11 protein-coding genes are annotated in these 14189 nt (G+C 58.6%); 7 read left to right on the top strand and 4 right to left on the bottom strand.

The features are described from left to right. On the bottom strand, positions 1-392 hold a 392-nt coding region (locus B4U49_RS07750; protein WP_204903014.1), incomplete at its 3' end, for a TonB-dependent receptor plug domain-containing protein. 135 nt (positions 393-527) lie between these two features. After that, positions 528-3008, bottom strand: coding sequence for a glycoside hydrolase family 95 protein (locus B4U49_RS07745; protein WP_078084000.1), 2481 nt, complete (start codon positions 3006-3008; stop codon positions 528-530). 451 nt (positions 3009-3459) lie between these two features. On the opposite strand from B4U49_RS07745, the gene B4U49_RS07740 reads away from it, so the two are divergent. From B4U49_RS07740 to B4U49_RS07710, 7 genes are all read left to right on the top strand, one after another. Next, positions 3460-4194: a FadR/GntR family transcriptional regulator gene (locus B4U49_RS07740; protein WP_204903013.1), complete on the top strand. Its 735-nt coding sequence runs from the start codon at positions 3460-3462 to the stop codon at positions 4192-4194. Positions 4195-4354: 160 nt separating this feature from the next. Beyond that, positions 4355-5734 carry an alanine/glycine:cation symporter family protein gene (locus B4U49_RS07735; RefSeq protein WP_143735587.1) on the top strand — a complete coding sequence of 460 codons (1380 nt, stop codon included), beginning with the start codon at positions 4355-4357 and terminating at the stop codon, positions 5732-5734. Positions 5735-6004: 270 nt separating this feature from the next. Then, positions 6005-6613: a bactofilin family protein gene (locus B4U49_RS07730; RefSeq protein ID WP_078083998.1), complete on the top strand. Its 609-nt coding sequence runs from the start codon at positions 6005-6007 to the stop codon at positions 6611-6613. An 87-nt stretch (positions 6614-6700) separates the two neighbouring features. Continuing rightward, positions 6701-7912, top strand: a complete 1212-nt coding sequence (locus tag B4U49_RS07725; RefSeq protein WP_143735586.1) for a class I SAM-dependent methyltransferase — start codon at positions 6701-6703, stop codon at positions 7910-7912. A 61-nt stretch (positions 7913-7973) separates the two neighbouring features. Further along, positions 7974-9356 carry a hypothetical protein gene (locus tag B4U49_RS07720; protein WP_078083996.1) on the top strand — a complete coding sequence of 461 codons (1383 nt, stop codon included), beginning with the start codon at positions 7974-7976 and terminating at the stop codon, positions 9354-9356. Then, positions 9356-10099 (top strand): OmpA/MotB family protein, encoded by a 744-nt coding sequence (locus B4U49_RS07715; RefSeq protein WP_078083995.1) that lies wholly within the window; start codon positions 9356-9358, stop codon positions 10097-10099. The genes B4U49_RS07720 and B4U49_RS07715 overlap by 1 nt, the downstream gene beginning before the upstream one ends. Continuing rightward, positions 10099-11220, top strand: a complete 1122-nt coding sequence (locus B4U49_RS07710; protein ID WP_078083994.1) for a hypothetical protein — start codon at positions 10099-10101, stop codon at positions 11218-11220. The genes B4U49_RS07715 and B4U49_RS07710 overlap by 1 nt, the downstream gene beginning before the upstream one ends. A gap of 99 nt (positions 11221-11319) precedes the next feature. Here the strand turns inward: B4U49_RS07710 and B4U49_RS07705 are convergent, their stop codons facing one another. Then, on the bottom strand, positions 11320-11925 hold the full coding sequence (locus B4U49_RS07705; protein WP_239692512.1) for a L,D-transpeptidase family protein: 606 nt from the start codon (positions 11923-11925) through the stop codon (positions 11320-11322). Between the two features lie 602 nt (positions 11926-12527). Continuing rightward, on the bottom strand, positions 12528-14186 hold the full coding sequence (locus B4U49_RS07700) for an alpha-amylase family glycosyl hydrolase (RefSeq protein WP_078083993.1): 1659 nt from the start codon (positions 14184-14186) through the stop codon (positions 12528-12530). Between the last annotated feature and the right edge of the window lie 3 nt (positions 14187-14189).

Here is a 14189-nt window from a genome sequence, read left to right as displayed (position 1 = left end):
AATTCCGGCGGAACATCCTGGAAGCTCAGTGCGCGTCCACCATCCGCAGTAAAACTGTCTCGGCCGTTCAGTTCACTGCGCACCATCGTCAGGCCACGCACCATTACCCCGGAGCCTTCCGCAGAAAAATGCTCGGGATCGCCCAGAGACTTGAAGCGCGTGATACTCACGCCGGGAATACGCTGTAGCGCTTCAGTGACACTGCGATCCGGAAGCTGGCCGATATCGGAGGCCACAATAGAATCTACGATCTGGTCGGCGTCGCGTTTCAGATCCTGTGCCGACATGATACTCAGGCGCTGTCCGGTGACAGAGATTTCTTCCACTGATTGCGCGGATTCATCCTCCTCGCTCACTTCTTCCTGTGCCAGTGCTACAGACCCGAGCACCATCAGGGATACCCCGGAGGCGACGCGAATGTAGTGAGACAGCGTACTTCTGGCGAATGCCTTTTTATTGTTATACATCTCTCTTCTCCCATCTTTGTGGTTGATTTTTTATACCGCTAAGATTTTTTACCGCATTTGCTATCCCTGCCCGGCCGCGGAGTTTTGGTTATTGCGACTCAGGAGATAGCGAGATCCGGCCCGGGCGGAAAAACTGCGGCGATTGCCTTTTCCGGTGAGGGCGAGAATTTTCTGGCTGCCAATCTCGCGCAGTGTGTAGTCGGCGAGGTTGTGTTGCTTGTCATCGGGTAGCTGGATTTGAATATCGCGGTCGCTGTGTACATGCAGCCGTGCGCGAGTCAGCTGACCATCCTGCCAGTGCATATCGGCCGTCACACCGCCGCGCGCGCGCAGGCCGGTGATATGCCCCTGCGGCCAGGCGCGGGGCAGGGCGGGCAGCAACTGTATGGCGTGGTCATCGGACTGGATCAGCATTTCGGCGATGCCCGCCGTTGCGCCGAAGTTGCCGTCGATCTGGAACGGGGGATGGGTGCTCCACAGGTTCGGCAGGGTGCTGTCTTTCAATTGGGCGGCAAGAATCTTGTGTGCGCGGTCGCCATCGTCCAGGTGTGCCCACAGGGAAATTTTCCAGGCGCGGCTCCAGCCGGTTCCCGCATCGCCGCGGGCATTGAGTGAGGTGCGTGCTGCGTCGAATAGGTCCGGGGTGTGGTGACCGATCTCATCGCCGGGGAACAGCGCGTAGAGCTGGGATACATGGCGGTGATGGTTTTCCGGATCGTCCAGATCCTGCTTCCACTCCTGCAGCTGACCCCACTTGCCGATGCGCAGGCCCGGATCGAGATTTTCCAGGGCGATGTTCAGTTCGCTGGCGAAAGCGATATCTCCCAGGCGGGTGGCGGCATCGCGGGTATTGTGCAGCAGCTCCTTAACCAGCTGCTGGGACATGGCAGCGCCGATGGTGAAGTCGCCGTGCTCCGGGGAGTAGCTCGGCGAGACCACAAGGCGGCCGTCGCGCGGGTCTGTGACCAGGCTGTCCAGCCAGACCTGCGCCGCGCCGCGCATCACCGGATAGGCGCGCTCACGCAGGAACGCTTCATCGCCGCTAAAGCGATAGTGCTCGTAGTAATGATCCGCTAGCCAGGCGCCGGCTTCCGGTTGCCAAAAGGCGGTGGGCCAATCGATGACGCCGGTAAAACCCCAGATATTGGTGTTCAGGAACAGCGTCCAGCCGCGTGCCCCGAGAAGTTTTTCCGCGGCCACGCTGCCGGATGCCTGCAGGCTGTCGACAAAACCAAACAGGGGCCCGGTAGTTTCCGCGAGGTTGGTGACTTCCGCGGGCCAGTAGTTCATCTGCAGGTTGATATTGGCGTGGTAGTCGGCGTTCCACGGCGGGGTGGCGGAGTTGTTCCACACACCCTGCAGGTTGGCGGGCAGCGATCCGTCCCGCGAACTGCTGATCAGCAGGTAGCGGCCGTACTGGAAATACAGCTGCTCCAGGGCGCGGTCGGACTGTGTGTCGCCGCTCGCGTATTTTTCCAGCCAGCGATCAATGGGCGGTAGGTTTTCTGTGGCTGCGGAAGTCAGGTTGAGGTCGACCCGTGCAAACAGCTTGCGGTAATCCGCCACGTGGGCAGTAAGCAGGGCCGGGTAGCCATCATCAGAGAGTTTGCGGCTGGCCCGGTCCAGTCGTGCCTGCACCGTCCTGTGGGGATTCTGGCCGCGATACTGCGGGTACTCCGCAGCATATTCGGTGCCCGCTGCCAGCAGCAGGGTAGCGCTATCGGCGCCGGTAATGGTGAAGCTGCCATTTTCTGTTGCTTGCACCTCACCGCCATCGGCGATGACCTGTAGCTGGGTCTCATAGCCCAGGCCGTTGTCGTGCAGCCTGCCGCTGACGGTCACACGCTGTTTCCGGGTATTGTGCTGCGCGCTACGGTTATCGGGAATCTGCAGGTGTGCACTGAAATTGATACGGCCGGGTTGGTCTGCACTCAGGTGTATCGCGATTACTTCATCGGGGTAGCTGGCGAGATACTCGCGGGAATAGTGCACACCGTCTGCTCGATAGCTGACACGGGCAGTGGCAGTGGAAAGGTCGAGTGAACGGCGGTAGTCGCTGACGGAATCGCTCTCGGGAAATTCCAGTATTAGATCGCCGAAACTCTGGTAGTTGCCATAGGCGGTGATCTTGTTACCGAGTACCCCGGCGACGTCTTCCGCCTTAAGCGCTCCTTTTTTTGCGAGTTGTTGACGCACTGCAGCCAGTTCGCCAACCCGCGATTGTGCGGGAATACCGTAGTCATAACCCGCAGCGGGGTTTTCCCTGGATCCTGGGCCGCCGGTCCACAGGGTTTTTTCATTGAATTGCAGGGAGTCGCGGACAATACCGCCCTGTACGGCGGCACCGAGGGCGCCGTTGCCAATGGGCAGGGATTCGGTTTCCCAGTCCTGTGCGGGGTGGTCGAACCAGAGCGTCAGTGCCGGATCACCGGCCACAGCGGGCGCGGCAAACGAGAATGCCAGGCATACGGCCACGTAAACCTTTGCAACAGCGTCGCGCGGACGGACCACGCCCAGGGTGTGGGGACCTTCTCTCTTCATCACGTGTCACGGTGTATTGGTTGTTGTTATTACTACTTGTGACGTTTGGCGCTCGGTTGTGGGCGCCCGTGCCGGTGCTATTGGGCCGGCGTTATCGCGGTCAGCCTGGTGCTGAATGGTTTTCAGCGAATGCTTTTCTGCACTTTTTCTCAGGCGGATCGGCTTGTGAATCCGGAGTCATATTCCGGAGACGATTTTTAAAGTATCACCGCATGTAAACGTTTACAATATTTATATCAATTATATGCTAAATGCCTGGCGGGCAATCCAACACGAGGTTTCACGGGGAGTTCCGGACTGTGGCGCCCGCCGGGGAGCGATCAAAAAGGTGGGCGCATCTGTGCCGACAGGGAAGTCCCGGATAGCGGGGTTCCCGCGCCCCGGCGAGTGGACTTGGCGGCACCTGCGATGTTTGACATATTTATCCAATAACAATGATGAGGGGCTGAACGTGGATCGACACCACAGTGGACGCAATCTGACACAACAACTGGTGCACACCCTGGGGGAAACCATCGCCAGCGGACGTTACCAGCCCGGCGACGGCCTGCCTTCCGAGGCCAGCCTGTGCGAGGAGTACGGTATCAGCCGCAGCGCCACCCGTGAGGCGATCAAGATGCTGACCGCCAAGGGGTTGATCTCCTCGCGCCCGCGCCAGGGAATCCGGGTCCAGAGTCGTGCGCGCTGGAACCTGTTCGATCCGGATGTGCTGGACTGGATTCTGCGGGCCTCTCCCTCCCTGGAAATGCTGCGGGAGTTTATGCAGCTGCGCAAAGCGATTGAAAAGGAGGCCGCGGCACTGGCTGCCGCCGAGCAGGATCGCGACCGTATCGCCGGGATCGAAGACGCGCTGTCGCGTATGAAAGCGGCAGAGGGCGGTCTCGGCGATGCCGTGGAAGCGGACATTGCCTTCCATATCAATATCCTCAACGCCACCAATAACCCCTTCTATATACAGCTGGGCAGCTTTATCGAAACTGCGCTGCGGGTGAGTATCCGCTTTACCAACCGGATCAAGGGGGTGGAGAGCGCCAGCTACGCGAACCATAAGCAACTGTATGACGCGATCGAGCGCGGCGATGTGGCTGCGGCAAGCTCTGCCTCTGCTGCGATGCAGTCCGAGGCGCTGGAACTGATCGAGAGCCAGCTGGGGACCCGTCAAAGTGTTGCGAAAGCCGTTGTATAGGTCCGGAGAAAGGTATTCCCGGGCTCAGACTGCGAGAACGTCTTCCTCGACAGATCCGCTCCCTCAGCCGATTCGCTGATCCGGAGAACGTTTGAGATTTTCCCCCCAGTGCGCGAGCATATCCCGCTTGTCGTACTGAACCCCGCCGGGAAAATCTCTCATGTCATTTATCGAATCCCTGGATTCCGCACTCAATACTTTCGTTGCTTATGCTTGGGGCACGCCGTTACTGGTGCTGCTGGTGGGAGGCGGCCTGTTTCTGCTGATCAGCTCCCGCGGCCGCCCTTATCGGCACCTGGGCCACAGCATCGACCTGCTGCGCGGCAAATACGACGATCCCGATGATCCCGGCCAGGTGCCCCATCGACAGGCTCTGTCCACTGCGCTGTCCGGCACTCTCGGTCTGGGCAATATTGCCGGGGTGGCGATTGCCATCAGCACCGGCGGTCCCGGCGCGATCCTGTGGATGTGGGTGACCGCGCTGGTGGGGGTGGCGACCAAGTTCTACACCGCAACCCTGGCGGTGATGTATCGCGGCCGTGACAGCAACGGCGAAATCCAGGGCGGGCCCATGTATGTGATCCGCGAGGGCCTGGGCAAGCGTTGGCAGCCACTGGCTTACCTGTTCGCGATTGCCGGCCTGTGCGGCCTGCTGCCTTCCTTCCAGTCCAACCAGACGGTGCAGTTGTTGCGGGTTTCGTTCGCCGAGCCTCTGGGCTGGGTTTCTGCCGATAATACCTTCCTGTTTGAACTCGGTCTCGGTGTGGCCCTGGCGCTGGCTGCGCTGGTGGTGATTTCCGGTCGTATCCAGCGTATCGGTCGCTTTGCGGTGCGGATTGTGCCGGCAATGGTGGTGTTCTACCTGTTGCTGACCCTGGGCGTGATTGGCTATTTCTGGCAGGAAATTCCCGCGGCATTCGCGCTGATCATTTCCGATGCGTTTACCGGTAAAGCCGTGGCCGGTGGTGCGCTGGGCGCGGTGATCGCCACTGGCATCAGCCGCGGCGCCTTTTCCAATGAAGCCGGTATCGGTACTGAATCCCTGGCCCACGGTGCCGCCAAAACCACCGAGCCGGTGCGCGAGGGTGTGGTAGCAATGGTGGGACCGATAGTGGATACCCTGGTCATCTGTACCTGTACCGCGCTGGTGATTCTGCTTACCGGTGTGTGGCAGCACGGCGAGGGTATTGAAGGTGTGTCGCTTACTGCGGATGCCTTCAGTAGTGTGTTCGGCGGCTGGGGTCCGGTGCTGTTGCTGCTGATGGTGGTGCCGCTGGCGTTCAGTACCATCGTCACATTCTGGTATTACGGCATGAAGTGTTTTGTGTTTCTGTTTGGTAATCGCTTCCAGCTGATATACACGATTCTCTACCTGCTGCTGATCGTATTTGGTGCGGTCGCTTCACTGAATATCGTCAACAACCTGATTATTGGTATGTATGCGGTGATGGCGATTCCCACCATGGTGTCTACCCTGCGTCTGTCTGGAAGGGTAAATCGAGCCGCACACGATTATTTTGTGAAAACTCCTGGTGCATAAAATTGTGCTTGTTTTTTCGCTGATTTAATCAGTATTTCACCAGCGCCGAGTTTTATCGCCTGTGTTATTTTTGGGCAGGCCTGAATGGTTTTTATGCGCCCCACAAAAATAGTTCCGTAAACCGGAGTGATTTTGTGTGAGGGCGCTCACAAACTTGGCGCACGCATTGATTTTTGTCTCACCAACTATGGGAACCAGTGGAAAAAAGCGCTAAAAACGCTGCTTACCTAAAAACATAAACTTTCTCTACGGTTACAGTTAGGTGGCACAATGGCGAACCCTCTCGATCCCAAGCCAGATGCGAATCTGGATTCCAATTCTTTTCTTTCCGGTATGAACGAAAATGGTGCGAGCGAGCGTCCGTTTGCGGACAAACTCGAATCCACCATGGCGAAGGATCGCTCTGTGATCGGTAAAAACATCAAGTTCCGCGGCGAACTGATCGGCACCGAAGACCTGCACATCGAAGGCACCATCGAAGGTACCGTGATCATGGAAGGCCACGACCTGTCCATCGGTCGCGAGGGTGAGATCAACGCGAACATCCACGCGCAGAATATCGTGATCAACGGTACCCTGACTGGCGATGCGCTGGCAGACGAGCTGATCGAGATCCGCAACACCGCGGTAGTCAAAGGCAACCTGATCGCCCCACGTATCCAGCTGGACGACGGCGGTAAGTTCCGCGGCTCCATGGATATGGTCGATACCGATGACGAGATGAAAGCGCGTCACAGCGAATTCAAAGAAAAGCTGGTTCACCCGAACCTGCCGCCTAAAGATGAAGCGCCGGCGCGTGCCGCTGCTGCGAAAAAGTCTTTTGCCCCCAAAGACAGCGCCAAGGATGCGGCCAAGGAAGTCGAGTCAGCGGATAGCTGATTGCAGATGACTCGACAGCGGCGCTGTTCCCTCTGACGGCGCCGCTTTTCAACTCCAGGCTCACGCCCCGAACCTTTGCGATAACCGATGCAACACCGTTCTTTTGGCCTCGCTGCGTTAACGACCGAGATGGTCAAAAGCGGGGACAGAATCCTCGATCTTGGACCTCTCTCATCCGGGACCACCCAGGCTTTTCTCGGCCTCAACTGCCAATGTCATATCGAAGACCTGGTGGAATACCTGACGGAAAACCAATCCTGCAGTGATCCGCTGGCGGCGCTGGAAGCGCACCTTCTGCCCAAACCCGCCGACCTGAAATTCGATGTGATTCTGTGCTGGGATCTGCTCAATTTCCTCGATCTGGATGTGATCCAGCACCTGATCCAGTTACTCAAGCCGCACCTCAAGCAGGGTACGATACTGCACACCATGCGCTATACCGGCCGCAACCAGCCGGAAAAGCCACGTCGCTTCCGCTTGCTGGAGGATTTCTGCTTCGAGTACGTGGATGATCCGGACTACCCGGAAGTCCCGTCCAAGGGGCATTCCACGGTTACCCTGCTCAAGTGCATGGACCGGTTCAGCCTGTTCAATTCGCTGATGAAGCGGGAAGGGATGGATCAGAATGTTACCGAGCACTTCCTGGAATACGACAGTGTCACGTCGCGCAATCAGGTGCGCAGTGGGGGTGCCTCGGATGTCAGCGCTTACTTCAATACCGTGAAGGACGATGAGCGTCTTGAATTTGCCGGTATTGAAAAAGCGCTGGCCGCACTGCCCGCGGGCAGTACCGTGCTCGACTGTGGCCGTAAAAACGGTCGCAATATCGATGCACTCAAAAAGAAAGTGGGGGCCCTGTATGTAGAGGACCTGCACGCGTCCCTGGCGTGGCGAAAAAAGACCCATGGTGAGGCAACCGGTTTCAGTGAGTCCATGTTCAGTTTTGACAAGGGCGCGCGACTGGACGGGGCCTTCCTTTGGGATCTGCTGAATTACTGTTCCCTGGAGCAGGTTCAGGCGCTGGGCGACCTGCTGGCGGAGCGTATGAATACCGGCGCAACGTTACATTTCCTGGTATACAAATCTGCGCAGCAGCCGGAGCGGCCTTCGATGTTTGAAGTGCTCGAAGACGGTCGCGTGGCGGTTACCGGTGTTTCCAGCAAGCGCTGTGCGCGCAACCTGGGCAGCACCGCGGACCTGATGCGGCTGCTGCCGAATTACCGCCTGTACAGCCACCACCTTGGCCGCTTGCCGTCCGGGGAATCCTTTCAGGAATTTGTGCTGCAACTGAAGGGCTGATTACACGCTGTTTGAGCACGCTTTTTGAGTACCTATTTGAAAAAGTCTCGAGAAAAACAACATGTCTGAATTATTACGTTCTGTATTTCTTGCTCTCAGCCCGGACGCGGTGACCGAGGGATTCCTGTACCTGATGTTGTCACTGTTCGCGCTGGCGGTGGTGTGTCGGTTTGTCCGTCGCGGTGGCGAGTTTGTGGAACAGGCACCGGGGCTGCTGACCTCTCTCGGTATTCTCGGCACCTTTACCGGGGTGATTATCGGGCTGTTTGAATTCAGTCTGGTGGATATCGACCAGAGTATCGCGACCCTGCTGGATGGCCTGAAGACCGCGTTTATCACCAGCGTGTGCGGTATCGGTCTCTCCATCGTACTGCGCGCCCTGACCCGCTTTATCCCGATTCCGGGTGACAGCAGCGGGCCGGTGACAGAGCTGGTGGACATCCAGCATTCCCTGCAGCAGATGCAGGCCGCCCTGGTGGAAGGCCAGGAGCGCCAACTCAAGCAGAGCGAAAACCAGCTGACGGAATTTTCCGAGCAGATCTCCCGCTCCCTGGTTGCGGAAATGGAGCAGGTGGTGCAGCGCTTCAACGAGCGTGTGGAATCACAGTTCGGCGAGAATATGACGCGTTTTGGTGAGAACTTCGCCCAGTTCGATGCGATGGTGGCAACACTGAGCAAGGAGTACAAGGCGCACGAGGAGCGCGTCGAGTACTGGTCCGAGCACTGTGACACCGCGGTGATCGGTATGGTGCAGGTGGCGCGTGATCTGCAGCAGGTACATCAGCAGCTGGCGGAAGTGCCGCAATTCTTTGAGGGCATGCAGGGCTTCGGCAAGGATGTGCGCGAGCAGATGCAGGCACTCAACGTGCAGCTGGAGCGTTACGGACAAGTCAGTGCGCAGGTTCAGGAAGTCATGCCGCAGCTGGGCGATCGCATTGCACAGTTTGTGGATGGTATCGATGTGGTGCAGCAGGTGATGACCAGCGATATGAAGCAGTCCCTGGTCAGTATTGCCCAGCAGAGCGAATTGCTCGGCGCCCAGATACAGGCGGTTTCCGGTGCATTCGAGAAAATGTCGAGCCTGGACGCGGACTTTATCCAGTCCCTGGTACAGGAATCGGTTACCACCCACCGCAATGGTATGCAGGAGCTGGCGCTGCAGCAGGCGCGCACCCATAAGGAAATGGTCGATGCCCTCAGTCACGTTATCCGCAAGAGCATTGGCGATTCGGAAAACACCATCGGCAAGCAGTACCAGATGGTAGAGCGCCGGATGGAAGAGGAAATCGAGGGCGTGATCAGCGCTATGGGGCAGGCGCTGGCAGCGATCAGTGGACAGTTCACGCGGGATTACCGCCAGTTGATTGGGCAGATGCAGCGTCTGTCAGAATCCGCCGGACGCGCCGAGCAGCAGGCGCACAGCCCCCGTGAGGAAATCGCCTAATGGCCCAGTGGCCGGGAACTCAGGGACGAAGCCGGGGATACGGTAAGGGGGCCGGTGGCGAGAGAGGCGAAGGGGATGCCTCCTGGATCAGTGTGTCGGACCTGATGGCTGGCCTGATGATGGTGTTCCTGTGTATCGCGGTGGCGATGATGCGCTCGGTGATGATCGAGCGGGAAAAAATCCGCACCATCGCCATGTCCTACAAGGAAAACCAGCTGGCGATCTATGAGTCCCTGCAGCGGGAGTTCGCCCCGGACCTGCGCCGTTGGGGAGCCACCATCAATCGCGATACCCTGACCATTGCCTTCAATAACTCCGATGCCATGTTTGAGACCGGTGAGGCGCAGCTCAATGCGAGCTACCAGGTGGTGTTCGAGGAATTCTTCCCGCGTTATATGAACGTGCTCGCCCCCTTCCGGGCGTCTATTGACGCGGTGCGGATCGAGGGGCACACCAGCTCCGGCTGGGGGCAGTCCAGCGATCGCCACGCGATGTACTTCAACAACCTGCGCCTGTCGCAGGATCGCGCGCGCTCGGTACTGCGCTTTGTCTACACCCTGGATGCGGTCACGTCCTACAACCGGTGGATGATGCAGAATGTGGCGGCAGTCGGATATTCATCGTCGCGGCCCATATACAATGCGGATGGCAGTGAGAATATCGACCAATCCAAGCGGGTGGCCTTTCGCGTGATTACCAATTCTGAAACCAAGATCCACAGCATCCTTGAGGAGTCCTTCTGATGGGACGCTGGAGCCGGCATCTGGAAGCGCTCACTCAGGCCATTAGTGGCATGGGGGCTTCTGCACCTGTTGTGGCGGACGCCGATGGCGATACCGCACTGCAGGCTGTGCCCGAGGCGGAAGCCGTGGCGTCTCCCGAACCCGAGGCGGAGACCGAGCTGCCGGATGGCTCCATCGAGCAGGTCCTGATCAAGGGCATGGAAGTGACCCTGGGCGATCTGGACCAGACCGAGCACGGCTGGATGTATCGCGGGCACCCGGTGATGGTTTACGCGGTGGATGTGGCCGCAGTGGAGGATCAGCAGGTGCGGCAGGAGTTTTTCCAGCGCGTGCACCTGGCAAGCTGCTGTGGCGCTCTGGAAGATCCCGCGCAGGCAGTGTGGATCGGTACCGCACGCGAGGCGCTCGCCGCCCCGGGGCTGGACGCCACGCACGCCTGTGAGTACTGCCTGGCGAAGGTAAACCACCGCGGTTTTCGCAGTCTGGGACCGCGGGACCGCACCCGCGTTGCCGCCGGCTTCAGTTTCCACTGGCATGTGAGCCAGTATGCCCAGGAGTTTTTCCCCGGCGACGAGGCCAACTTCTGGGCACCGGGTAAGGTTGCGCAGAAGCTTTCTGCCATTGAGCCGGATTCTGCCGACAGCGGCACCTGTGGTTTCTGCGAGTGGCAGGTACCCGCGGGGCACGACTGGTTTGTCCCGGTAGAACGCGGTACGCAACTGGGATTGTCCATCGATGCCTGTGTGCTGTGTGCGCAGCAGCAGGCCATGGGCGTGCTTACACTGCCGGATTCCAGCGCGCTGGAGGCCAGTCATACTCGCCACAGCGCGCAACTCGAAAACGTCAATTTGCCGATGCAGGAATCGGAGCCGGAGAACGAGCGCGACTGGTCACGGGCGCGCCGACAATTGCCGCTGTCCTGGCATCCGCTGTGCGAACAACTGGAGCGCAAGCTGTCCGCCCCGGTCCTGTTCCACCGCTTTACCGGTTATGAGGGTGTCGCGGTATTGGCGTGGCCGGAACACCGCCGCGGAATCGTGGCCAGCGAGGAAGATCGCGCGCTGCTGCCAGAGGGGTGGGATTTCTGGACCATGCGCAGTGTGCTGGGCAGTTTGGGGTAATTTAGCGATATCAAAAATAAAAAAGGGCAGCCGATGGCTGCCCTTTTTATTTGCCTGCTATTTACCCGTTATTGCACTGGGCGATGTTACTGGGTGATGTTACTGGCGAATGGTCACCTTGGTGCCCACCGGCGAATTTTCATAAAAGATTTTTGCCATATGCCAGGGCAGGCGGATACAGCCGTGAGATTCCGGGCGCCCGGTTACCTTGCCCGCATGCATGCCTACAGCGCCATTCACCCGCATGAAGAAGTCCATGGAGGCGCCGCGGAACACGGTGCCCGCAGGGCGTCTGTCACGGCGTACATCGACACTGGATTTACGCACATAGCCGGCGCGGTCCACATAGTGGCCGAACAGGTTGGAGCGGTGGTCGATATCTTTTTCCGATACGCGGAAGCTGCCCGTGGGCGTGCGATAACCGGCGATGCCGGTGGCTACCGGAGAAATACCGGCGAGGCGACCGCCTTTGTAAAAATAGGCGCGCTGCTCACTGATGTCGATGATGATATGCGGCGTTCCCCCAACCACATCGCGGCGCCACCAGGCACTGCCGTCGGTCATGGATCTGTGTTGCTGATAGGGATACGGGTAATCCCCGGCCTGGGCAAGCGGTGCAAATACCGCGGATGCCGCCAGTACCAGACTGCTGCCAAGCATGAATTTCTTGAACGTGCTTTTCAGAAAAGTGGAAGGGCGTTGCATGCGTACCTCATCTGCTCTTGCGAGCCAATTGCAGGCCGGTTTTTCCGGGACGAACGAGTCCCTGCAGCGAGTGCATAACCTGAGCCTGTGAATTTCCCCAAAGCGGCGCGTCGGTGTATCCCGATTTGGCCGCGGGATGAGCCTGCATCCGGTTCCGGTGGACGGCACCAGGGCAAGTGAGAGGCATGGTAGGGTGCGGATTTGGCGCTTTTTACATTCAATCAGAATGACGGGGACGCCGCTTATATGAGTTTCTATAGATGGGCTTGTGGGACTTTTTTCCTATTTCTAACAGTCGATTCGGCGATCGGCCGGGGCAGCAGTGATATGTGCGAGTAAGGCGTCGACCGCAGAAGTGCATGAAATGGCGGGCAAAAAAAAGCCGGCTAAGTAGCCGGCTTCAAACTTTCCAGAAGGTCTGGAATCGTGCTTTGACGAGAGAGCAACAAATGTTGACGATCTTATTGAGAGGTAACCTTTTGAGCCTGTGGGCTGCCCAAGGTTCGGCACAGGCAGTTAACCTCGCGCCAATTTCTTACCTTTTTTCACAATAAGCGCCGAATTCCTCACGAGCGTTTTTGTGTTTTTCTTTTCGTTTGAATTTATGACGTTTTACGACGCAAAACCCGCGCACCGGCAACCGGAAGTTCGATTGCCGAGCCGGCGATGTTGCCGCCGAACTCTGCCGGGGTAATGTCCTCGCAATCGGCCAATTGTTCCGGCAGCGCCAGGGATGCGGCTTCGCTGCCGAGGTTCAGGGCAACGAAATAACATTCGTCGTGGGTGCGGCGTTCGAATACCAGCAGATCGTTTTCGGTATCGAAAATCTGCTGCTCCGCGGTGGCCAGTGCCGGGGTCAGTTCCGCGTGCCATTTCAGCAGCGTGCGGAAACGGTTCAGCATCGAGTGCTGGTCGTCTTCCTGCAGGGATACCGCCAGGTGGTAGTGTTCCTCGGCAACCGGCAGCCAGGGTTTTACCTTGGAGAAGCCGGCATTGACCTCGCCACCGTTGAACCAGGGCATGGGTGTACGGCAACCGTCGCGACCCTTGAACTCCGGCCACAGGTTGATGCCGTAGGGATCCTGCAGATCCTCGAACGCCACGTCCGCCTCCGGCAGGCCCAGTTCTTCGCCCTGATACAGACATACGCTGCCGCGCAGCATCAGCTGCATCAGCAGGAACAGGGGCGCGCGGGCCATAGCGATTTCGGTATCAAACCCTTTGTTCCAGCGGGTAAAGGAGCGCGGTACATCGTGGTTGGAAATGGACCAGCAGGGCCAGCCTTCCTCGGTCACGCGGCGGTTCTTCTCCAGGGTTTCGCGCAGGAATTGCGCACTGCAGTCTTCCGCCAGCAGGTCGAAGGAGTACGCCATGTGCAGGCGTTGCTCGGTGGTGTAATCGGCCATGATTTTGTGGGTGTTGTCGTCACCCACTTCACCCACGGTGGTGGAGCCCGGGTACTGGTCCATCAACAGGCGCACCCGATGCAGGAACTCGAGGTTCTCCGGCTGGGATTTGTCGTGGATATGCCACTGGTATTCGTAGCTGTTCACCGGGGGCAGGCCGTTCTTGTCGAGCTTCACCGGACGCGGCGGATTGTCCTGCAGCGAACGGTTGTGGAATGCGTGGTTGATGGCGTCCAGGCGGAACCCATCGACGCCGCGGTCGAGCCAGAATTTCAGGTCTGCCAGCAGCTGTTCCTGGACTTCCGGGTTGTGCAGGTTCAGGTCCGGCTGTTCCTTGAGGAAGTTGGTCAGGTAGTACTGGCGGCGACGGGTGCACCAGCGCCAGGCGCTGCCGCCGAAGTTTGACATCCAGTTATTCGGTGCGCTGCCATCTTCTTTCGCGTCTGCCCACACGTACCAGTCGGCCTTGGGGTTGTCGCGGTTCTGGCGGCTCTCTTCGAACCAGGGGTGCAGGTCCGAGGTGTGGCTCAGGATCTGGTCGATGATGACCTTCAGGCCCAGTTCGTGGGCTTTCTCGATCACCAGGTCAAAGTCGTCGAGGTTGCCGAAGATCGGGTCAACGTCCCGGTAATCGGAAACATCGTAGCCGAAGTCCACCATCGGGGATTTGAAGAACGGAGAAATCCAGATGGCATCGACACCAATGGATTTCACATAGCCGAGCTTGCGGCAGATCCCCTGAAGATCGCCGATACCGTCGCCGTTGGCGTCGCAAAAGCTGCGGGGGTAAATCTGGTAGATAACGCTGTTGCGCCACCATTCCCCGGTGTTGTTGCTGTTGGGATTACCGCTCATGCC

Source organism: Microbulbifer mangrovi, from assembly GCF_002009015.1.
Taxonomy (GTDB): domain Bacteria; phylum Pseudomonadota; class Gammaproteobacteria; order Pseudomonadales; family Cellvibrionaceae; genus Microbulbifer; species Microbulbifer mangrovi.
Note: the sequence above shows the minus strand (reverse complement) of the source record. Positions and strands in the feature narration are given on the sequence as shown.